Source organism: Streptomyces sp. NPDC031554 (assembly GCF_055580685.1).
On record NZ_JBVIKX010000009.1, the window covers coordinates 44,637 to 66,640 of the forward strand.

16 protein-coding genes and 1 riboswitch are annotated in these 22,004 nt (G+C 75.0%); of the genes, 10 read left to right on the forward strand and 6 right to left on the reverse strand.

The genetic code is table 11. From position 1 onward, the window contains the following. Positions 1-11: 11 nt before the first annotated feature. The 3 genes from ACZ5FU_RS23035 to ACZ5FU_RS23045 form a co-directional block, all read right to left on the reverse strand. The gene (locus ACZ5FU_RS23035; protein ID WP_451528037.1) at positions 12-815 is read right to left on the reverse strand and encodes an enoyl-CoA hydratase/isomerase family protein; all 804 of its coding nucleotides are present in this window, start codon (positions 813-815) and stop codon (positions 12-14) included. 117 nt (positions 816-932) lie between these two features. Next, positions 933-1,154: a helix-turn-helix domain-containing protein gene (locus tag ACZ5FU_RS23040; RefSeq protein WP_004002281.1), complete on the reverse strand. Its 222-nt coding sequence runs from the start codon at positions 1,152-1,154 to the stop codon at positions 933-935. Between the two features lie 334 nt (positions 1,155-1,488). Beyond that, positions 1,489-3,087, reverse strand: a complete 1,599-nt coding sequence (locus ACZ5FU_RS23045) for an ABC-F family ATP-binding cassette domain-containing protein (RefSeq protein ID WP_403578576.1) — start codon at positions 3,085-3,087, stop codon at positions 1,489-1,491. Between the two features lie 330 nt (positions 3,088-3,417). Here ACZ5FU_RS23045 and ypfJ point away from each other — a divergent pair, with 330 nt between their 5' ends. Continuing rightward, on the forward strand, positions 3,418-4,308 hold the full coding sequence (gene ypfJ, locus ACZ5FU_RS23050) for a KPN_02809 family neutral zinc metallopeptidase (RefSeq protein ID WP_451528036.1): 891 nt from the start codon (positions 3,418-3,420) through the stop codon (positions 4,306-4,308). Positions 4,309-4,534: 226 nt separating this feature from the next. Here ypfJ and ACZ5FU_RS23055 read toward each other — a convergent pair whose 3' ends face one another. The 3 genes from ACZ5FU_RS23055 to ACZ5FU_RS23065 form a co-directional block, all read right to left on the reverse strand. Next, positions 4,535-5,971 carry a hypothetical protein gene (locus ACZ5FU_RS23055; RefSeq protein ID WP_451528035.1) on the reverse strand — a complete coding sequence of 479 codons (1,437 nt, stop codon included), beginning with the start codon at positions 5,969-5,971 and terminating at the stop codon, positions 4,535-4,537. A gap of 170 nt (positions 5,972-6,141) precedes the next feature. Next, positions 6,142-7,269, reverse strand: coding sequence for an alpha/beta hydrolase (locus ACZ5FU_RS23060; protein WP_451528034.1), 1,128 nt, complete (start codon positions 7,267-7,269; stop codon positions 6,142-6,144). Between the two features lie 696 nt (positions 7,270-7,965). Next, positions 7,966-8,658, reverse strand: coding sequence for a class II aldolase/adducin family protein (locus ACZ5FU_RS23065; RefSeq protein WP_451528033.1), 693 nt, complete (start codon positions 8,656-8,658; stop codon positions 7,966-7,968). A gap of 221 nt (positions 8,659-8,879) precedes the next feature. Between ACZ5FU_RS23065 and ACZ5FU_RS23070 the strand changes: the two genes are divergently transcribed. From ACZ5FU_RS23070 to cobI, 9 genes are all read left to right on the forward strand, one after another. After that, on the forward strand, positions 8,880-10,118 hold the full coding sequence (locus tag ACZ5FU_RS23070; RefSeq protein WP_451528032.1) for an inorganic phosphate transporter: 1,239 nt from the start codon (positions 8,880-8,882) through the stop codon (positions 10,116-10,118). A 34-nt stretch (positions 10,119-10,152) separates the two neighbouring features. Continuing rightward, a complete protein-coding gene (locus ACZ5FU_RS23075; RefSeq protein WP_451528031.1) occupies positions 10,153-10,374 on the forward strand; it encodes a hypothetical protein in 222 nt (73 codons plus the stop codon). A 151-nt stretch (positions 10,375-10,525) separates the two neighbouring features. Beyond that, positions 10,526-10,665, forward strand: a riboswitch (cobalamin riboswitch). 101 nt (positions 10,666-10,766) lie between these two features. Continuing rightward, positions 10,767-11,735, forward strand: coding sequence for a cobalamin biosynthesis protein (locus tag ACZ5FU_RS23080; RefSeq protein ID WP_468837522.1), 969 nt, complete (start codon positions 10,767-10,769; stop codon positions 11,733-11,735). Then, positions 11,732-13,330 (forward strand): cobyric acid synthase, encoded by a 1,599-nt coding sequence (locus ACZ5FU_RS23085; protein ID WP_469046517.1) that lies wholly within the window; start codon positions 11,732-11,734, stop codon positions 13,328-13,330. The genes ACZ5FU_RS23080 and ACZ5FU_RS23085 overlap by 4 nt, the downstream gene beginning before the upstream one ends. Continuing rightward, on the forward strand, positions 13,327-16,983 hold the full coding sequence (cobN, locus tag ACZ5FU_RS23090) for a cobaltochelatase subunit CobN (RefSeq protein ID WP_469046519.1): 3,657 nt from the start codon (positions 13,327-13,329) through the stop codon (positions 16,981-16,983). Before ACZ5FU_RS23085 ends, cobN begins: the two co-directional genes overlap by 4 nt. Next, a complete protein-coding gene (locus tag ACZ5FU_RS23095; protein WP_451528027.1) occupies positions 16,980-18,995 on the forward strand; it encodes a putative cobaltochelatase in 2,016 nt (671 codons plus the stop codon). Before cobN ends, ACZ5FU_RS23095 begins: the two co-directional genes overlap by 4 nt. Beyond that, positions 18,995-19,594, forward strand: coding sequence for a cob(I)yrinic acid a,c-diamide adenosyltransferase (gene cobO / locus ACZ5FU_RS23100; protein ID WP_469046521.1), 600 nt, complete (start codon positions 18,995-18,997; stop codon positions 19,592-19,594). The genes ACZ5FU_RS23095 and cobO overlap by 1 nt, the downstream gene beginning before the upstream one ends. After that, positions 19,588-21,009 (forward strand): cobyrinate a,c-diamide synthase, encoded by a 1,422-nt coding sequence (locus ACZ5FU_RS23105; RefSeq protein ID WP_469046522.1) that lies wholly within the window; start codon positions 19,588-19,590, stop codon positions 21,007-21,009. Before cobO ends, ACZ5FU_RS23105 begins: the two co-directional genes overlap by 7 nt. After that, entirely contained in the window at positions 21,006-21,755 is a 750-nt protein-coding gene (cobI, locus tag ACZ5FU_RS23110) for a precorrin-2 C(20)-methyltransferase (RefSeq protein ID WP_451528024.1), read from the forward strand. The genes ACZ5FU_RS23105 and cobI overlap by 4 nt, the downstream gene beginning before the upstream one ends. Positions 21,756-22,004 lie beyond the last annotated feature (249 nt).

Here is a 22,004-nt window from a genome sequence, read left to right on the forward strand (position 1 = left end):
GACCCGTGGTGTCACTCTCCGAGGCCGGCCAGGTCCCGGAGGCGGCGGGCCTGGGAGGCGCGTTCGGCGGCCCGCTGTTCGTCGTACGTCCTGTCGCCGGCGCCGCGCAGCAGCGCCTTGGTCTCGACGACCGCGTCGCGCGGCGCGGCCAGGACCGCCGCGGCCAGCTCGCGCACCGTCGCGTCCAGTTCGGCGACGGGCACGGTGACGTTGGCGAGGCCGGTGGCGACCGCCTCCTCGGCGTGCACGAAGCGGCCGGTCAGGCAGATCTCGACGGCGCGGCCGTACCCGACGAGGGAGACGAGGGGGTGCGTGCCGGTGAGGTCCGGCACCAGGCCGAGGGCGGTCTCGCGCATCGCGAACTGCACGTCGTCGGCGACGACGCGCAGGTCACAGGCGAGGGCCAGCTGGAAGCCCGCGCCGATGGCGTGGCCCTGGACGGCGGCGATCGACACGAGGTCGTTGCGCCGCCACCAGGTGAAGCCCTCCTGGAACTCGGCGATGGCGGCGTCGAGTTCGTCGTCGCCGCTGCGCGCGAGGTCGACGAAGGAGGGCTCGCCCTCGATCCCCTCGGGCGTGAACATCTGCCGGTCGAGGCCGGCGGAGAAGGACTTGCCCTCGCCGCGCAGCACGACCACGCGGACGGAGCCCGGCAGCTGCCGGCCCGCTTCGGCCAGCGCGCGCCACATCGCGGGGCTCTGCGCGTTGCGCTTGGCCGGGTTGGTCAGCGTCACCGTGGCGAGCGCGTCGTCGACGGTGAGCCGTACGCCGTCCTTGTCGAGCAGGGGAACGAGTTCCCGGTCGGGCGTGGCCATGGGGCGCCTCCGATGGGTGCGGTCAGCTGGCGGTCAGCCAAGTGACTGCACAGTAACCACCCGGTCGGCCGGAAGACCGACCGGGTGGCCACCATCGAAGCCGGTGAGCCGCCCGGATCAGGACGAGGCGGCCTTCTTGCCGCGGGTCGCTCCGCCACGCCCACGAAGCGTGACGCCCGACTCGCTGAGCATCCGGTGCACGAAGCCATACGAGCGGCCGGTCTCCTCGGCCAGCGCCCGGATGCTCGCACCGGAGTCGTACTTCTTCTTCAGGTCTGCCGCGAGCTTGTCGCGCGCGGCGCCGGTCACCCGGCTGCCCTTCTTCAGAGTCTCGGCCACCCGTGCCTCCTCATGGGAAGTGCGCTCTGGTCCCCTCATGATCACCCCTCCGGAGCCCGATGGCCACCCATTCGGCAAGGTCCGTGCGACACGGTGGTGACGACAGGAGCACGTCACCACGAACGGAATCATCCATTCCGGTGGCGGGCGTTCGTATGGCCGAACGGGTCCTTCCGCGAAGTGCCAGGTCAGGGACGCACGACGGCCGACCCCCGACGACAGAGGGGTCGGCCGTGAAATGGGTGTAGGACACACCTCGATACGAGGAGATCTCACACAGATGGTGGATCACCGGTGGGCCGAATGATCCATACGCCGTGGATCACGCGTTCGGTCAAGCCAGGGCGACGAGGTCCGCGTAGTCGGAGCCCCACAGGTCCTCGACGCCGTCGGGCAGCAGGATGATCCGCTCGGGCTGGAGCGCCTGCACGGCGCCCTCGTCGTGGGTGACGAGGACGACCGCGCCCTTGTAGGTGCGCAGCGCGCCGAGGATCTCCTCGCGGCTGGCGGGGTCGAGGTTGTTGGTGGGCTCGTCCAGCAGCAGCACGTTGGCCGAGGAGACCACGAGGGTGGCCAGGGCCAGCCGGGTCTTCTCGCCGCCGGACAGGACACCGGCGGGCTTGTCGACGTCGTCGCCGGAGAACAGGAACGAGCCGAGCACCTTGCGGACCTCGACGAGGTCGAGGTCGGGGGCGGCGGAGCGCATGTTCTCCAGGACCGAGCGCTCGGGGTCGAGGGTCTCGTGCTCCTGGGCGTAGTAGCCGAGCTTGAGTCCGTGGCCGGGGCGCACCTCGCCGGTGTCGGGCTTCTCCACGCCGCCGAGCAGGCGCAGCAGGGTGGTCTTGCCGGCGCCGTTGAGGCCGAGGATGACGACGCGGGACCCCTTGTCGATGGCCAGGTCGACGTCGGTGAAGATCTCCAGCGAGCCGTACGACTTCGACAGGCCCTCGGCCATCAGCGGGGTCTTCCCGCAGGGCGCGGGCTCCGGGAAGCGCAGCTTGGCGACCTTGTCGGAGGCCCGCACGGCCTCGAGTCCGGCGAGCAGCCGGTCGGCCCGCTTGGCCATGTTCTGGGCGGCGACCGTCTTGGTGGCCTTGGCGCGCATCTTGTCGGCCTGCGAGTGCAGGGCGGCGGCCTTCTTCTCGGCGTTCTGCCGCTCGCGCTTGCGGCGCTTCTCGTCGGCCTCGCGCTGCTGCTGGTAGAGCTTCCAGCCCATGTTGTAGACGTCGATCTGGGAGCGGTTGGCGTCCAGGTAGAACACCTTGTTGACGACCGTCTCGACCAGGTCGACGTCGTGGGAGATGACGATGAAGCCGCCGCGGTAGGTCTTGAGGTAGTCCCGCAGCCAGACGATCGAGTCGGCGTCCAGGTGGTTCGTCGGCTCGTCGAGGAGGAGGGTGTCGGCGTCGGAGAACAGGATCCGGGCCAGCTCGACCCGGCGGCGCTGACCGCCGGACAGCGTGTGCAGGGGCTGTCCGAGGACGCGGTCGGGCAGGTTGAGCGCGGCGGCGATGGTGGCGGCCTCGGCCTCGGCGGCGTACCCGCCCTTGGTGAGGAACTCCGTCTCCTGGCGCTCGTACTGCCGCATGGCCTTGTCGCGGGTGGAGCCCTGGCCGTTGGCGATGCGCTGCTCGTTGTCGCGCATCTTGCGGATCAGCACGTCGAGACCGCGGGCGGAGAGGATGCGGTCGCGGGCGAGGACGTCGAGGTCTCCGGTGCGGGGGTCCTGCGGGAGGTAGCCGACCTCGCCGGAGCGGGTGACCTGGCCCGCGGCGGGGATGCCCTCACCGGCGAGGACCTTGGTCAGCGTGGTCTTGCCGGCGCCGTTGCGCCCGACCAGGCCGATGCGGTCGCCCTTGGCGATGCGGAAGGAGGCGTTCTCGATGAGGATACGGGCACCGGCGCGCAGCTCGATGCCGGAGGCGGAGATCACGGACAGACTCCAGAGCGGGTGGGGGCGGGATGGGCGGCTGAGGACGTTCCCGCCGTCTAATGCGCGAGGAGAATGGCCATGAGGCCATTCTAACGGGGCCGTGCAAGCACTTTTCCTGAGTGCGCGTGTTCGATCTCCGCGCGGGGCGCGTGCCCGGTCCGGCGCACGACGGCCCGGTGGGCCGCGCGGGCCGCCGACGAGATCGCGCGTGCAACGGCGGGACGCGGGGGTACCTGGTCGCCGACGCCCCTCCGCGCGGGGAGGGGCTCGCCGGGTGAGGACGACGGCCGCGGCGGCGCCGGCCGGCGGCGGCACAGACGGAGGTGGCCCTTGCAGTTCGACGACGACGCCAGGCTGGACGCGTCCGAGGTGCAGGACGTGCGCGGAAGCCGGATCCCGGGCGGGCGGGCGACCGTGGGCGGCGGGATCGCCGGGCTGATCGCGCTGCTGCTGGGGCTGTTCCTCGGGGTCGGGCCGGACCGGCTCGGGCTCTCCTCGGGCGGCGACGAGCCCGCGGCGGCCTCGTCGGGGCTCGCGCAGGTGCAGCGCGACTGCCTCACCGGGCAGGACGCGAACACGCGGGACGACTGCCGGACGGTGGCGGTGGTCAACAGCGTGCAGGACTTCTGGGACGAGGAGTTCCAGCGGCGCGACGGCACCTACACGCGCTCGTCCACCGTGTTCTTCGCCCAGCGGGTGGGGACGGCGTGCGGGGCGGCGACCTCGGAGGTCGGGCCGTTCTACTGCCCGGGCGACCGGAAGGTCTACCTGGACCTGGGGTTCTTCGACGACCTGCGGTCGACGTTCGGCGCGAGCGGCGGCCCCTTCGCGCAGGCGTACGTCGTGGCGCACGAGTACGGGCACCACGTGCAGGACCTCATGGGCACGCTGGGCCGCTCGCAGGACGGGCCGACCGGCGCCGGCAGCGCCGCGGTGAGTGTCGAGCTCCAGGCCGACTGCTACGCGGGCGTGTGGGCCCGGCACGCCACCACGACGCCGGACGAGTCGACCGGGCGGCCGCTGATCACCAGCCTCACCGCCGCGGACATCGCCGACGGGCTGGACGCCGCGGCGGCCGTGGGCGACGACCGGATCCAGGAGCGGTTCCAGGGCCGGGTGACGCCCGAGACGTGGACGCACGGGTCGTCGGCGCAGCGGCAGCAGTGGTTCGACGTGGGGTACCGGAGCGGGGACATGGCGCGGTGCGACACCTTCCGCTGACCGCGCGGTGGCCGCGCCCGAGAGTGTCGCCGGCCGGCGTCGCCGACGGGCGGGGACGGCGCGGCGCCGCGGTCGCACGCCGGGCCGCGCGGGCACCGGGCCGTGAGGGCGGACGCCCGGCGGGGGCGGACGCCGTCGTGGTGGACGACGCCGGCGCCCGCCGCCGTACCGCTCTCACGGGCCGGTCACCGGTGAGCCGTGTCGACAGCCCGGCGGGGCGGTACGCCTAACCTCCGGTGTGGACCTGGAAGGCGGCCCGGCGCACGGCCTTGGCCAGCGCCGGGTCGGGGTGCGCGGCGGCGAGCGCCACCAGGACCTGCACGGTGCGCGGGTGCCCGACGGAGCGGACCTCGGCCAGCAGCGCCGGCACGGTCGGCTGGAGCGCGGACTCCAGGTGGCGCACCAGCATCGGCGCCTCGCCGTGGTCGGCGACGGCGGCGGCGGTGTCCACCCACAGCCAGGTGGCCTCCTCGCGGGTGAGCACCTCGTGGGCGTCCTCGGGGTCCACCCCGTCGTGCTCGGCCAGCCACAGCAGGGCGTACGGCCGCAGGGCGGGCTCCTCGACGACGGCGCGCACGTCGGGCTCCGCGGGGGCGCCGACGACGCGCAGCGCCTCGAAGGCGAGGCCGCGCAGCAGGGCGTCCTCACCGCGGGCGGCGGTGAGGAGATCGCCGACGGCGCTGCCGACGGTGCGGGCGGCGAGCCAGGCCCGGTACTCGGCGCGGGCGGCGTTCGGGCGGAGCTGGGCGCAGCCGCGGAGCATCTCCTCGGCCGCGACCTCGATGTTGCCCGCGGGGCTCTGCGCGGCGACGCAGATCTGCTCCAGCTTGACCCAGACCGCCCAGTTGCCGAGCGGGGTCAGGGTGGCGTGACCGTCCCCGCAGGTGAGCGCGCCCACCGAGGCGAGGGCGTGCAGGGCCCAGTCGAGGAGGGGCGCGAGTTCGTCGGCGCGCGCCGGTTCCGCCGGGTCGGCGTCGGTGAGGGGGCGGGGCCGGCGGGAGCTCGCGGTGTCGGCGTCCTCGGGGCCGTAGGACACCTCGCAGCGTTCGGTGCGCAGTTCGGTGACGCGCTGGCGCAGCAGGTCCAGGAGCTGGTCCACCGGGACGGGGCCGGCGGACAGCTGGAGGAAGGAGAGCACCTGCGGCATGGCCGAGACGACCTCGGCGACGGCGCCGGGCTCCTGGCCAGCGGGTTCCGGGGTGGCCAGCGACCAGGCGTCGAAGAGCGCGACCCAGCCGCGCAGGACGGCGCTGTCGTCACGGTTCCAGGCGCGCAGCCGCCAGCCGGGGCGAGCGCTGTCGCCGTGCACCTCGATGAGGCCGGCGAGGCGGGCGGTGTCCCAGTCGGCACGGACCTGGGCCACCGTCAGGCCCAGGTCGGCCGCGGCGCGTTCGGCGGTCGTCTCGGAGAGGGTGGCCTTGCCGTCGTCGGTGGCCGCGTCCCGGCCGGGGCCGAGGGCGTTGTCGGCCCAGCGGGCGACGCGGGCCGCGGCGGCCAGCCCGGAGCGCGCCATTCTGGCCAGCTCCGCCGGGGCGGGGGTGCCCTCCGGCGGGCGGGGTGCGGGGCGGCGCTGGCGCCGCTGGTTCACAGCTGAGGGGGCGGCGGCCAGGGGTCGTGGGCGGACGAGTCGAAGCCTGGAGTCGCGCGGGATACGGGACGTCACGGGTGCAGTCTTCCGGTTGACGGTCCGAAATCCCAAACGGAATGTCACGACGGGCTACGGGACTGGCCAACGCACGGGGCGCGGGGAGGGGCGAGGGGGCCTGTTCGAGCCAGTGGTCCGGCCTCAAACGGAACGCGTGGGACCGCTCCGGCGCGGTGCGCCGCGACACCTCACATCAGGGGTGTCAGGAAGCGGCGCAGCACTTCCTCGTAGGCGGCCGGGTCGGGGTTCCACATGGCGGCGTGCGGGGCGTGCGGGACGGAGTGGAGGGTGACCGGGCCGGGGTGGCGGTCGGCGAAGCGGCGGGAGGCCTCCCAGGGGGCCACGGTGTCCCCGGGGCCGTGGACGATCAGGGTCGGTACGAGGGGGACGGCCGGGCCGGCGGCCCCGTCGGCGGTGTCGGCGCCCAGGCCGGCGCGGCCCTCGGCGGCGCGGACGGCCAGCGGCAGCAGCGCGCCCGGGGTGTGGCGGGCGGAGGCGAGGGCCCGCAGGGTGGCCTGCCAGTCGAGGACCGGTGAGTCCAGCACCAGCCCCGAGACGAGGTCGCGCAGCCCCGAGCGGGCGGCGGCGCGCAGGACCATGGTGGCGCCGGTGGACCAGCCGAGCAGGACGAGACGTTCGGCGCCGTGGCGGACGGCGTAGCGCATCGCCGCGTCCAGGTCGCGCCACTCGCTCTCGCCGAGGTGGTTGAGGCCGTCCGGGGGGCGGGGGGCGCCCAGGTCGCCGCGGTAGGAGAGGGCGAGGACCGGGAAGCGGCGGCGGTGCAGGAAGCCGGTCAGGTTCAGGGCGTGTTCCCGGGTGGCGCCCAGGCCGTGCACCGCGATCACCCAGGTGCGGCGGGCGCCGGGGACGAACCAGGCGGGCAGCGGTCCCAGCTCGCCGGGCACGTCGACGTCGGCGTGGTCGAGGCCGAGCGCGGTGCTCGGGTCGCCCACGTACAGGTTCGGGGTGAGCCACACCGCGTCGCCCGCGTCGAGGGTGCCGTGGGTGACCCGCTCCAGACGGCGCACGACCGTGTCGGCGGAGTGCGGGGCGGTGTCCAGGACGGGGCCGACGACCGCGTGGGAGCCGTCGCCCGCGAGCCCGTAGGTGCCGGGGCGCAGGGCGGCGAGGTCGCGGGTGAGGGTCACCCGGCCGTCGGCCGTGCCGTGGACGGTGAGCCGGGGTTCGGTGGGCAGGGGGCGGCCGGGTGACGGCTTCAGCGCCGCGCCGCTGGCGAGGCGGCCTGCGGCCACGCTTGCGGCGCCGGCGGCCAGGGCCGCGGCGGCGGTGACGGCGGTTGCGGTGACGGTGCGCACCCGTCCAGTGTCCTGGCCGATCCCGCCGGGGGCCAGTGGTGGAGGGCGGCGGGGGTGCGGGAGCGGACGGCCGCGGCCGTTCCTCCGGCGCCCGCGGGCCCGCGGCGGACGGCGGGCGAGCCGCTGTCCGCCGGGCCGGACGGGGGCCGGACGGCGGAGCCGCGTGGGGCCCGCCCACCGGCCACCCGGCCGGCCCGCACGGCGGAGCCGTGTATCCGGGCCGGGTGGTCTGGCCGTGTACCCGGGCCGCGTGGCCGGCCCGTCCGGGGCCGGCCCGTCCGGGGCCGGCCCGTCCGGGGCCGGAGGGCGGAGCCGCGTGCGGTCCGTGTCGCAGGGCCGCGCCGTCGGCCCGCGCGGCATCGCAGGGCCGCGCCGTCGGCCCGCGCGGCGGAGTCAGGTGCCCGGTCCCCGCGTCGGCGTCGAGGGCGGAACCGTTCGTCCGCCCGCCTGCGGAACCGCACGACCCACCCGCCCGGCGAAGCCACAGGGTCGGCCCGCGGGGCGCCCGCCCCCGCCCGTCGGCCCGGACCGCGAGGCCGGGTGGCCGGGTGGCCGGGTGGCCGGCCCGCGCGGCGGAGCACGCCCCCCGCCCGCGCGGCGCGGTCGCGCACCGGCACGGCCGTCGCCGTCGAGACGGCGGCCGAGGGGCGGCGGCCGAGGGCGCCCGTGCCGCGGCCGCGGGCCCGGTGTGCCGCCTCAGCGCTTCTGTCCGTAGCCCCGCAGGCGTTCCGCCACCTCCCCCAGCTGCTCGTCGGTCAGCAGGTTCGGGGTGCGGCCCGGGACGGACGAGGCGGTCAGCCACAGCCGGCACATCCACTCCAGCTGGGCCGTGCGGTCGTAGGCCTGGTCGAGGGTGGTGCCGTGGGTGAGGGTGCCGTGGTTCTGGAGGAGGCAGGCGGTGCGGCCGGTGAGGGCGTGGAGGAGGTTGCGGGCGAGTTCCTCGGTGCCGTAGGTCGCGTAGGGGGCGACGCGGACGGGGCCGCCGAGGGCGGCCGTCATGTAGTGGACGGAGGGGAGCTCGCTCACGAGGGTCGAGACGGCGGTGGCGTGCACGGCGTGGGTGTGGACGACGGCGCGGGCGTCGGTGGTGCGGTGGACGGCGAGGTGCATGGGCAGTTCGCTGGTCGGGGTGAGGGTGCCGAGGACCTGCCGGCCGTCGAGGTCGACGCCGGTGACGTCGTCCGGGGTGAGACGGTCGTAGGGGACGCCCGAGGGGGTGACCAGGACGAGGTCCCCGACGCGGACCGAGACGTTGCCCGAGGTGCCGACGACGAGCCCGTCTGCGACGGTGCGGCGGGCCGTCGCCACGAGCTGTTCCCAGGCGTGCGCGACCTCCTCACCGCGGAGGTCGTGGAGGCCGTCGCCGGTGTCGCTTCGCTGCTCTGCCATGCCGCGATCCTGCCAGGTGACGAACGTCTCCTCGACGGCCCCGCGGGGCCGTCGGGAACGGGGGGCGGGGACCCGGACCCGTGCGGCGTCCGGGGCGTCGCGACGAAGCGGAATCGACATCGCCGATTGTGGACACCACGATGCCCGTCCCAGTTCACCTTCCGTTCACCCGGGTTACCTACGTTCATCCAGCCAATGACTTCGAACGATTGCCTGGGTAAATGGAAAGCTTCTCGCTGATCCTCGCGATTGTGGTAGTAACCGCACTCGCGTTCGATTTCACGAACGGTTTCCACGACACCGCCAACGCGATGGCCACCACCATCTCGACCGGTGCGCTCAAGCCCAAGGTGGCGGTGGCCATGTCCGCCGTCCTGAACCTTGTAGGCGCCTTTCTCTCCGTGGAGGTCGCCAACACGATCTCCAAGGGTCTCGTCGACGAGACCGGCATCCGCCCCGAGGTCATCTTCGCCGCCCTGGTCGGCGCGATCCTCTGGAACCTGCTGACCTGGCTGGTCGGACTCCCGTCCAGTTCCTCGCACGCCCTGATGGGCGGTCTGATCGGCGCCACCATCGCCTCGGCCGGCGCCGGCGCGGTCCACGGCGACGTGCTCGTCACCAAGGTCCTGATCCCGGCGGTCGCGGCGCCGATCGTCGCGGGCGTCGCGGCGATGCTCGCGACCCGGCTGTCGTACTCGCTGGGCAGGAAGGCCGACGGCAAGGCCGCCGCCAAGGGCTACCGAACCGGCCAGATCGCCTCCGCCGGCCTGGTCTCGCTCGCCCACGGCACCAACGACGCGCAGAAGACGATGGGCATCATCACCCTCGCCCTGGTCGCCGGCGGCGCCGTCGCCCCCGACTCCGACCCGCCGCTGTGGGTCATCCTGTCCGCGGGCCTGGCGATCGCGCTCGGCACCTACCTCGGCGGCTGGCGCATCATCCGCACCATGGGCAAGGGCCTGACCGACCTCCAGCCGCAGCAGGGCTTCGCCGCCCAGACCAGCGCGGCCACCGTCATCCTGGCCTCCTCCCACCTGGGCTTCTCGCTCTCCACCACGCACTCGGTCTCCGGCTCGGTCATGGGCGCGGGCCTGGGCCGCAAGGGCGGCGTCGTGCGCTGGTCGACCGCCACCCGGATGTTCGTCGCCTGGGGCCTGACGCTGCCGGCCGCGGCCCTGGTCGGCGCCCTCGCCGAGTACGTGACCGGCTTCGGCAGCTGGGGCACGGCGCTCGTCGCGGTGTTCCTCATCGCCTCCAGCGCGGCGATCTGGAAGATCTCGCGGCGCGAGGTCGTCGACCACACGAACGTCGTCGACGACGAGCCGGCCGGCGTGGTCACCACCGCGATCGCCGCCGTGACCCCGCCCCCGGCGGGCACGGTCACCGAGGACCTCACGGCCACCATCCCCGCCCCGGCGGAGCCGGCCCCGCCGGCCGCCCCCACCGTCACCACCGTCTGAGTCCGGCCCCCACCGGTACGAAGGAAGAAGCAGCATGAAGATCGACTGGGCGGCTCTCGGCTCCGTCTTCGGCGTCAGTCTCGTCGTCACCGTGGCCCTCGTGGCCCTGTTCACCCTCGGCATCATGGGCCTCTCCCACCGCGAGCGGGCCGTGGCCCGGGGCGGCTCCGCCACCCTGGCCGTCACCGGCGCGTACGCGTGCTTCGCAGCCTGCGCCGGGGCGGTGGCCTACGGGATCTCGCTGATCATCGTCTGACCGGACGGCACACACACGCGCGTGGGGCGCGGGACGGACCACCGTCCCGCGCCCCACGCGCGCGTGGCGGCCGTGACCGGCGATGTGCGGGGGCCGGCGGCCTGTGGGGTTCTGCACACTGTCCCGTCGCAGGTCAACAGCGAGTTGACGGCCGTTCCGGGCCCGTGGTGGACTTCCGGGGCCATGTACGGCGACGCAGGAGGAAGCCGGTGTGAATCCGGCGCGGTCCCGCCACTGTCACCGGGGTAGACCCCCCCGGGAGCCAGGAACTCTCGTCGCCGGTCTCGTCGAACCAGGGCGTGGACACCCTGAGTGAGGACATACCGCCATGCTCGGCTGCCGTTCGAGGTACAGCACCAGGTCACTGCCCGGCCCGTCGGCCGGCTGAGCCGATGGGTACCGATCGCCACTACGCGTACGGTGCCGCCGCCGGCCTCCTGGGGGACCTGCTCCTCGGCGATCCGCGCCGGGGGCATCCGGTCGCCGTGTTCGGGCGGGCCGCGGCCGGCGTGGAGCGGGTGCTGTGGCGGGACCACCGCGGGTGGGGCGCCCTGCACACCGCCGTGTGCGCCGGCGGCGCCGTGGCCCTCGGGGCCCTCGCCGCCCGTGCCGCACGCCGCTCCCCCGCCGCCTCCGTCACGCTGACCGCAGCCGCCGCGTGGGCCGTCGTCGGCGGGACCTCGCTGGTACGGGAGGCCCGGACCGTCGGGCGGGCCCTGGAGGCGGGGGACGTCGAGGCCGCGCGGGCACGGCTGCCGCACCTGTGCGGGCGGGACCCGCAGTCCCTGGACGCCGACGGGATCGCCCGCGCGGTCGTCGAGTCCGTCGCCGAGAACACCTCCGACGCGGTCGTGGGCGCCCTGGTGTGGGGGGCCGTCGGCGGCGTGCCGGGGCTGCTCGGGTTCCGGGCCGTCAACACCCTGGACGCCATGGTCGGCCACCGCTCGCCGCGCCACCTGCGCTTCGGATGGGCGTCGGCCCGGCTCGACGACGTCGCCGGCTGGCCGGGGGCACGGCTGACCGCCGTCCTGGCCGCCGTCGCCGGTGACGATCCGCGCGGGGCGGTGCGGGCCTGGCGGGCCGACGCGCGCAGGCATCCCAGCCCCAACGCCGGTCCCGTGGAGGCCTCGTTCGCCGGCGCCCTCGGGGTGCGGCTGGGCGGGACGCTGTCGTACGGCGGACGCGTCGAGCACCGGCCCGTGCTGAACGGCGGGCGGGGGCGGCCCGTCGAGGCCCGCGACATCGAACGTGCCGCGCGGCTCTCCCGCCGCGTCGGCCTGCTCGCGCTCGGCGCCACCGTCGCCGCGCGCGTCGTCGCCGCGAGGATCCTCGCGGCGGGAGTGAAGGGGCGTACGTCATGAGCGGGGGTCTCCTCGTCGCCGGCACCACCTCGGACGCCGGCAAGAGCGTCGTCACGGCCGGGATCTGCCGGTGGCTGGTGCGGCAGGGCGTCCGGGTGGCGCCCTTCAAGGCGCAGAACATGTCCCTCAACTCGTTCGTGACCCGCGAGGGCGCCGAGATCGGGCGCGCGCAGGCCATGCAGGCGCAGGCCTGCCGCATCGAGCCGACGGCGCTGATGAACCCGGTGCTGCTCAAGCCGGGCGGCGAGCGGAGCAGCCAGGTCGTGCTGCTCGGCAAGCCGGTCGGCGAGATGAGCGCGCGCGGCTTCTTCGGGGAGACCGGGGAGCCCGGGAGGCCCGGGGAGCCCGGCGGATCGTCCTCCAGGGGCGGGCTGCGCGGCGGACGGCGGGAGGAACTCCTCGGGACCGTCCTCGACTGTCTCGCCGAGTTGCGGGGCACGTATGACGCGGTGATCTGTGAGGGGGCGGGCAGTCCCGCCGAGATCAACCTGCGGCGGACCGACATCGTGAACATGGGGATCGCCCGCAACGCGCGGCTCCCCGTGCTCGTCGTCGGCGACATCGACCGCGGCGGGGTCTTCGCCTCCTTCTTCGGCACCGTCGCGCTGCTCTCCCCCGAGGACCAGGCACTGGTCGCGGGGTTCCTGGTCAACAAGTTCCGGGGGGACGTGAGCCTGCTGGAACCGGGGCTCGACATGCTCCACGGGCTCACCGGGCGGCACACCTACGGCGTCCTGCCCTTCCGGCACGGCCTCGGCATCGACGAGGAGGACGGACTGCGGGTGTCGCTGCGCGGTACCGTCCGGGAGTCGAACACCGCCCCGCCCGTCGGCGAGGACGTGCTGCGGGTCGCCGTCTGCGCGGTCCCGCTGATGTCCAACTTCACCGACGTGGACGCGCTGGCCGCCGAGCCGGGCGTCGTCGTGCGGTTCGTGGACCGGCCGGAGGAACTGGCCGACGCCGACCTCGTGGTGATCCCCGGGACCCGCGGGACGGTGCGCGCGCTGGAGTGGCTGCGGGAGCGCGGGCTGGCGGACGCGATCCTGCGCAGGGTCGCCGAGCGGCGGCCCGTGCTGGGCGTCTGCGGCGGCTTCCAGATCCTCGGCGAGCGCATCGAGGACGAGGTCGAGTCGCGCGCCGGCGAGGTCGCGGGGCTCGGCGTCCTCCCCGTCCGGGTGCGGTTCGCCCGCGAGAAGACCCTCACCCGGCCGGCCGGCGAGGCCCTCGGCGAACGGGTCGAGGGGTACGAGATCCATCACGGGGTCGCCGACGTCACCGGGGGCGAGGCGTTCCTCCGCGATGACGAGGGGCACAGCCTGGACGGCTGCCGGGTCGGCCAGACCTGGGGCACCCACTGGCACGGCTCCCTGGAGTCGGACGGATTCCGCCGGGCGTTCCTGCGGGAGGTGGCGGCCGCCGCGGGCCGCCGCTTCGTGCCGGCCGCCGACACCTCCTTCGCCGCGCTGCGCGAGGAGCAGCTCGACCGGCTCGGCGACCTGATCGAACAGCACGCGGACACGGACGCGCTGTGGCGGCTCATCGAGTCGGGCGCGCCGCAAGGACTGCCCTTCATCCCACCGGGAGCGCCCGCATGAGCACAGTGTTGTTGTTGTCCACCGCCGACACCGACCTGCTGGCGGCCCGGGCCGCCGACGGCGCCTCGTACCGGATCGGCAACCCGACCCGCGTGGACGTCGCACAGGACCTGCCGGGCCTGATCGAGGGCGCGGACGTCGCCGTCGTACGGCTGCTCGGCGGGAAGCGGGCCTGGGAGGACGGGCTCGCCGCGCTGAAGGCGTCCGGCGTCCCCACCGTCCTGCTGGGCGGGGAGGCCGTGCCGGACGCGGAGCTGATGGCCGAGTCGTCCGTGCCGGCCGGCGTGGTGGCGGAGGCGCTCCGGTACCTCGTCGAGGGCGGCCCCGCCAACCTCACCGAGCTGGCCCGGTTCCTCTCGGACACCGTCCTGCTGACGGGCGAGGGCTTCGAGGAGCCGCGGCCGATGCCCGCGCACGGCGTCCACGGGGACCGGGAGCTCCGGGAGGGCCGGCCGACCGTCGGCGTGCTCTTCTACCGGGCGCACGAGCTGAGCGGCAACACCGCCTTCGTGGACACGCTGTGCGACGCGATCGAGGCGACGGGCGCCAACGCCCTCCCGGTGTACTGCGGTTCGCTGCGCGACGCCGACCCCGGCCTGTACGAGATCCTCGGCACGGCGGACACCCTGGTCGCCACCGTGCTGGCCGCGGGCGGCACCCACGCCTCGCAGGCGTCGGCCGGCGGCGACGAGGAGGCCTGGGACATCGGGGCGCTCGCCGACCTCGACGTGCCCGTCCTGCAGGGGCTGTGCCTGACCTCGTCGAGGGCCGCCTGGGACGCCTCCGACGCCGCCCTGTCCCCGATGGACGCGGCGATGCAGGTCGCGATCCCCGAGTTCGACGGACGGCTGATCACCGTCCCCTTCTCCTTCAAGGAGCAGGGCCCCGACGACGTCCCGGTGTACGTCGCCGACCCCGAGCGGGCCGCGCGCGTCGCCGGGATCGCCGTACGGCACGCCCGGCTGAAGCACAAGGCGAACGCCGACAAGAAGCTCGCGCTCGTCTTCACCGCCTACCCCACCAAGCACTCGCGGGTCGGCAACGCGGTCGGCCTCGACACACCCGCCTCCGCCGTCCGGGTGCTGGACGCGCTGAAGGCGGCCGGCTACTCCCTCACCGAGTACCCCGACAACGGCGACGAGCTGATCCACCGGCTGATCGAGGCCGGCGGCCACGACGTCGAGTGGCTGACCGAGGAGCAGCTCGCCGCCGCGCCCGCCCGGGTGCCGCTGGCCGACTACCGGGCCTGGTTCGACCGGCTCGACGCGGACCTCAGGCAGGGCATGCTGGACGCGTGGGGCGAGCCGCCGGGCGGCCTGTACGTCGACGGCGACGACATCGTGCTGGCGTCCCTGCGGTTCGGGAACGTCGTCGTGATGATCCAGCCGCCGCGCGGCTTCGGCGAGAACCCGATCGCGATCTACCACGACCCCGACATGCCGCCGTCGCACCACTACATGGCCGCCTACCGCTGGCTGGAGAACGGTTTCGGCGCCGACGCGATCGTCCACATGGGCAAGCACGGCACGATGGAGTGGCTGCCGGGCAAGGGGCTGGGCCTGAGCGGGGGCTGCGCCCCCGACGCCGTGCTCGGTGAACTCCCGCTGATCTACCCGTTCATCGTCAACGACCCCGGCGAGGGCACGCAGGCCAAGCGGCGCGGGCACGCCACCGTCGTCGACCACCTGGTGCCGCCGATGGCGCGCGCCGACACCTACGGCGACCTGGCCAAGCTGGAGCAGCTCCTCGACGAGTACGCGCTCGTCTCCGACCTGGACCCGGCCAAGGCGCCGGCCGTGCGGGCGCAGATCTGGACGCTGGTGAAGGCCGCCGAGCTCCACCACGACCTGCACGTCGACGACCAGCCGGACGACGAGGCGTTCGACGAGTTCGTCATGCACATCGACGGCTACCTGTGCGAGATCAAGGACGTGCAGATCCGCGACGGCCTGCACGTCCTGGGCGGCGGGCCGGTGGGCGAGCCGCGCGTGAACCTGGTGCTGGCCGTGCTGCGGGCCTCGCAGGTGTGGGGCGGGCGGGCGAACGCGCTGCCGGGCCTGCGGGCCTGCCTGGCCGAGCACTTCGGGCTGGCCGAGAAGGAGCTGCTCGCCGAGCCGGGGGCGCCGGTCAAGGTGCCGGTGGAGCTGACGGAGCTGGTGCCGGGGCCGTCGCGCAGCGCCGCCGACGCGATCGACCTGCTGGAGCAGCTGTGCCGGCGGATCGCGGAGGGCATGGAGGCGCGGGGGTGGGCGGCCGGTGAGAGCCGGGCGCTCGTCCGGGAGGTGCTGGGCACCGAACTCGCCGACGCCGTCGCGGTGGTGGAGTTCGCCTGCACGGAGGTCGTGCCCCGGCTGGAGCGGACCACCGACGAGATCGGGCACATCCTGCACGCGCTGAACGGGGGTTACGTCCCCGCCGGCCCGTCCGGCTCGCCGACGCGCGGGCTGGTCAACGTGCTGCCGACCGGCCGCAACTTCTACTCGGTCGACCCCAAGGCCATCCCGTCCCGCCTGAGTTGGGAGGTCGGCCAGTCCCTCGCCGACTCCCTCGTGCAGCGGTACCTGACGGACACCGGCGCGTACCCGAAGTCGGTCGGCCTGACGGTGTGGGGCACCTCGGCCATGCGCACCCAGGGCGACGACATCGCCGAGATCCTCGCGCTGCTGGGCTGCCGCCCGGTGTGGGACGACGCCTCGCGCCGGGTGACCGGCTTCGAGATCGTGCCGGCGGCGGAACTGGGCCGGCCCCGCATCGACGTCACGGTCCGCATCTCCGGGTTCTTCCGCGACGCGTTCCCGCACGTCGTCGGCCTGATCGACGACGCGGTGCGGGCGGTGGCCGAGCTGGACGAGCCGGCCGACGTGAACTACGTGAAGGCGCACGCCGACGAGGACACCGCCGAGCACGGCGACCGGCGCCGGGCGACGGCCCGCGTCTTCGGCTCCAAGCCGGGCGCGTACGGCGCCGGACTGCTGCCGCTGATCGACGCCCGCAACTGGCGCTCGGACGCGGACCTCGCCGAGGTGTACGCGGTGTGGGGCGGCTACGCCTACGGGCGCGGGCTCGACGGGCGGGCGGCGCGCGGCGACATGGAGACGGCGTTCCGGCGGATCGCGGTCGCGGCGAAGAACGTGGACACGCGCGAACATGACATCGCGGATGCGGACGACTACTTCCAGTACCACGGCGGCATGGTCGCCATGGTGCGCCATCTGACGGGCGCCTCCCCCGAGGCGTACGTCGGCGACTCGGCCACTCCCGACCAGGTGAGGACCCGGACGCTGGGCGAGGAGACCCACCGGGTGTTCCGCGCCCGGGTGGTCAACCCGCGCTGGATGGCCGCGATGCGACGGCACGGCTACAAGGGCGCCTTCGAGATGGCGGCGACCGTGGACTACCTCTTCGGCTACGACGCCACGGCGGGCGTGGTCGACGACTGGATGTACGAGAAGCTCAGCGCCGAGTACGTCTTCGACCCGGAGAACCGGGACTTCATGAGGAAGTCCAACCCGTGGGCGCTGCGCGGCATCACCGAGCGGCTGCTGGAGGCGGCGGACCGCGGGCTGTGGGCGGAGCCGGACGCGGACACGATCGAACGGCTCCGGGCGACCTACCTGGAGCTGGAAGGCGACCTGGAGGGTGACGACCAGTGAGTACCCCGTTCCCGTTCACCGCCGTCGTCGGACAGGACGACCTGCGGCTGGCGCTGCTCCTCAACGCCGTGAGCCCGGCCGTCGGCGGGGTGCTGGTGCGCGGCGAGAAAGGGACCGCGAAGAGCACCGCCGTGCGGGCCCTCTCGGTGCTGCTGCCGGCGGTCGCCGTGGTCCCGGGATGCCGGTTCTCCTGCGATCCCGCGGCGCCGGACCCCGCGTGCCCGGACGGGCCGCACGAGCCGGGGCCCGGGGCCGAACGCCCGGCGCGGATGGTCGAGTTGCCGGTCGGCGCCTCCGAGGACCGGCTGGTGGGCGCGCTCGACATCGAGCGGGCGCTGACAGAAGGCGTGAAGGCCTTCGAGCCAGGTCTGCTCGCCGCGTCGAACCGGGGCATCCTGTACGTCGACGAGGTCAACCTGCTCCATGACCACCTCATCGACGTTCTGCTGGATGCCGCCGCCATGGGAGCCTCCTACGTCGAGCGCGAGGGCGTCTCCGTGCGGCACGCGGCGCGGTTCCTGCTGGTCGGGACCATGAACCCGGAGGAGGGCGAGCTGCGGCCGCAGCTGCTCGACCGGTTCGGGCTGACCGTGGAGGTCGCCGCCTCCCGGGAGCCCGACCAGCGGGTGGAGGTCGTCCGGCGGCGGCTGGCGTACGACGACGACCCCGCGGCCTTCGCCGCCCGGTGGGCCGACGAGGAGACCGCCGTACGGGCGCGGATCGTGGCGGCGCGCGAGCTGCTGCCGTCGGTGCGGCTGGGCGACGGGGCGCTGCGGCAGATCGCGGCGACCTGCGCGGCCTTCGAGGTCGACGGGATGCGGGCCGACATCGTGATGGCCCGGACGGCCACCGCGCTGGCGGCGTGGGCCGGGCGGACCGAGGTGCTTGCGGAGGACGTCCGGCAGGCCGCGCTGCTCGCGCTGCCGCACCGGCGGCGCCGCAACCCGTTCGACGCGCCCGGGCTCGACGAGGACAGGCTCGACGAGACGCTGGAGGAGTTCGGCGGGTCCGACGACGAGGACCCCGACCCCGATCCCGATCCCGGTCCGGACGGGCCGGACGGGGGCGGCGGCGGGCAGCCGCCGTCGGAGGGGCCCGAGGGCGGTGACGCGGGGGCGCGGCCCGAGGCCGGGGAGGGCGGCGAGCCGCAGACCTCGGGGGCCGGTGCCGGTGAGCAGCGGCCGGCGCGGGCCGGCGAGCCCTTCCGGACCAAGGCGCTGAGCGTGCCCGGCATCGGGGAGGGAGCCGCCGGGCGGCGGTCGCGGGCGCGGACCGAGCAGGGGCGGACCACCGGGTCCCGGCGGCCCCGGGGGGCGCTGACCAAGCTGCACCTGGCGGCGACCGTGCGGGCGGCGGCGCCGCACCAGCGGGCGCGCGGGCGCTCCGGGCGCGGGCTGGTCGTGCGCCGTGACGATCTGCGGCAGGCGGTGAAGGAGGGGCGCGAGGGCAATCTCGTGCTGTTCGTGGTCGACGCCTCCGGTTCCATGGCCGCGCGGCAGCGGATGAGCGCCGTGAAGGGTGCCGTGCTGTCGCTGCTGCTCGACGCCTACCAGCGGCGGGACAAGGTGGGGCTGGTGACGTTCCGAGGGTCGGCCGCCGACGTGGCGCTGCCGCCGACCTCGTCCGTGGACGCGGCGGCGGCCCGGCTGGAGTCGCTGCCGACCGGTGGCCGTACGCCGCTGGCGGCCGGACTGCTCCGCGCGCACGACGTGCTGCGGGTGGAGCGGCTGCGGGACTCCGTCCGGCGGCCGCTGGTGGTCGTGGTGACGGACGGGCGGGCGACCGGCGGGCCCGAGCCCGTGGCCCTCGCCGGGCGGGCGGCGCGGCTGTTCGCGGCCGACGGGGTCGCGTCGGTGGTCGTGGACTGCGAGTCGGGGCCGGTGCGGCTGGGGCTCGCCGGGCGGCTCGCGCAGGAACTGGGCGGCAGCGCCGTCACGCTCGACGAGTTGCGGGCCGACTCGATCGCCGGGCTGGTCAGGGACGTGCAGGGGACTTCGAGGAGGGCCGCGTAATGCCGCAGGGACAGCCGAGTACCGTACCGGACGACGGACTGACGACCCGTCAGCGACGCAACCGGGCGCTGGTCGTCGTGCACACCGGCGTCGGCAAGGGCAAGTCGACGGCCGCGTTCGGGCTGGCGCTGCGGGCCTGGAACCAGGGGTGGCCCATCGGGGTGTTCCAGTTCGTCAAGTCGGCGAAGTGGAAGGTCGGCGAGGAGCGGGCGCTGCGGGTGCTCGGGGACTCCGGTGAGGGCGGGACCGTCGCCTGGCACAAGATGGGCGAGGGCTGGTCCTGGGTCCAGCGGGACGCGCAGCTGGACAACGAGGAGAAGGCCCGCGAGGGCTGGGAGCAGGTCAAGCGGGACCTGGCCGCCGAGACGTACCGGCTGTACGTGCTGGACGAGTTCGCGTACCCGATGCACTGGGGGTGGATCGACACCGACGAGGTGGTGGAGGTGCTGCGGGAGCGGCCCGGCACCCAGCACGTCGTGATCACCGGGCGGAACGCGCCGGAGAAGCTCGTGGACCTCGCCGATCTCGTCACCGACATGTCCAAGGTCAAGCACCCGATGGACGTGGGGCAGAAGGGGCAGAGGGGCATCGAGTGGTGACGTCCTCCGTCCCGCGGCTGGTCGTCGCCGCGCCCTCGTCGGGCAGCGGCAAGACCACCGTCGCCACGGGGCTGATGGCCGCGTTCGCCGCGCGGGGGCTCGCCGTGTCCCCGCACAAGGTGGGACCGGACTACATCGACCCCGGGTACCACGCGCTCGCCACCGGGCGGGTGGGGCGCAACCTCGACGCGTACCTGTGCGGGCCGGAGCTGGTGGCTCCGCTGTTCCTGCACGGGGCGCGCGGGTGCGACATCGCCGTCGTCGAGGGCGTGATGGGGCTGTACGACGGGGCCGCGGGGCGCGGTGAGCTGGCGTCCACGGCGCAGGTGGCGAAGCTGCTGCGGGCGCCGGTGGTGCTGGTGGTGGACGCGTCGTCGCAGTCGCGGTCGGTGGCGGCGCTGGTGCACGGGTTCGTGTCGTGGGACCCGCAGGTGCGCGTCGGGGGCGTGATCCTGAACAAGGTCGCCTCCGACCGGCACGAGGCGTCGCTGCGGGAGGCGCTCGAGTCGGTGGGGGTGCCGGTGCTGGGCGCGCTGCGGCGGTCCGCGCCGGTGGAGACGCCGTCGCGGCACCTGGGGCTGGTGCCGGTGGCCGAGCGCGGGGCGCAGGCGGTGGAGGCGGTGGCCGCCATGGCGGCGCAGGTCTCGGCCGGGTGTGATCTGGAGGCGCTGGCCGCGCTGGCGCGGAGCGCGGGGACGCCGGCGGGCACGGCGTGGGACGCGGGTGAGGCGCTGTGCTCCTCCCTGGACGCGGACGGGGGCACGGGTGGGGCCTCGGCCCCCTCGCGCGCGGGCTCCGGTGCGGCGCCGGACGGGCCGGTCGTCGCGCTCGCCGGCGGGGCGGCCTTCACGTTCTCCTACGCCGAGCACGCCGAGCTGCTCTCCGCCGCCGGGGCCGAGGTCGTCACCTTCGATCCCCTGCGGGACGAGGAGCTGCCCGAGGGAACGGCCGGGCTGGTCGTCGGCGGGGGTTTCCCCGAGGTGTACGCCCGTGAGCTGTCCGCCAACGAGCCGCTGCGCAAGGCCGTCGCCGAACTCGCCCGCGGTGGGGCTCCCGTGGCCGCCGAGTGCGCGGGACTGCTGTACCTGTGCCGGGAGCTGGACGGGCGGCCCATGTGCGGGGTGCTCGACGCCACGGCGCGGATGACCGAGCGGCTCACCCTCGGCTACCGGGACGCCGTCGCGGTGGGCGACAGCGTGCTCGCCGCGGCGGGGACGCGGACGCGGGGGCACGAGTTCCACCGGACCGTCGTCGAGCCGGGCGCCGGGGCGGCTCCCGCCTGGGGGCTGCTCGCGCCCGTGAAGCGGGTCGAAGGTTTTGTGGAGCGCGGTGTGCACGCGAGTTACCTGCACACGCACTGGGCGTCGTCGCCCGGTGCGGCCCGTCGGTTCGTGGAGAGGTGCCGGACGTCATGAGCAGCAGGCTGATCGGAGTCGGGGTCGGTCCCGGGGACCCGGAACTGGTGACCGTGAAGGGCGTCAACGCGCTGCGGGCCGCCGACGTGGTCGTCGTCCCCGTGATGGCCGCGCCCGACGGGACGGCGGGCGCGGAGCGGGGGCGCGCCGAGGCCACGGTGCTCCACTACGTGCCCGCGGAGAAGGTCGTACGGGTGGCGTTCGCGCTGAACGAGCGGACCGACCGGGGCCGGCGGGAGTCCGCCTGGGACGTCGCCGGGGAGCGGGTGGCGGGGCTGCTCGCGCGGTACGGCTCCGTCGCCTTCGCCACCATCGGCGACCCGAACGTGTACTCGACGTTCACGTACCTCGCCCAGACCGTCGGGGAGCTGGTGCCGGGCACCGTCGTGGAGACGGTGCCCGGGATCACCGCCATGCAGGACCTCGCGGCGCGGTCGGGGGCCGTGCTGACCGAGGGGACGGAGCCGTTGACGCTGGTGCCCGTGACGGCGGGGTCGGCCGTGCTCGAGGAGGCCCTGGCCGGGCCCGGCACCGTCGTGGCCTACAAGTTCGGCCGGCAGGCCGCCGAGGTCGCGGAGGCGCTGCGCGAGACCGGGCGGCTCCAGGACGCGGTGTGGGGATCGGCGCTCGGGCTGGACGGGGAGTCGATCCGGCCCGCGGCCGAGCTGGCCGGGGAGCCGCTCCCCTACCTGTCGACGCTCATCGCGCCCGCCCGGCGCGACGGCGGACGGGGCGGCAAGCTGTGAGACGTCCCGCCCCGGAGGCGGCCGCCGGGGCGGTCCGCGGGCCGTCCCCGGCCCCGTCCGCCCAGCCCTCTCCGCTCTCCCCTCCGCTCTCCCGGCCCGTGCACGAGCCGGCCGCCGCCTCGCCCGACGGTGCTCGCCGCGCGCGGGCCGCCGGGCCGGTGGCGCGGCCGCGCCACGAGCCGGTCAGCGGCCCGGCGACGCGGTCCCGGCGACGGCCGGCCGCGGGCTCGCCGGCCACCGCGCACCGCC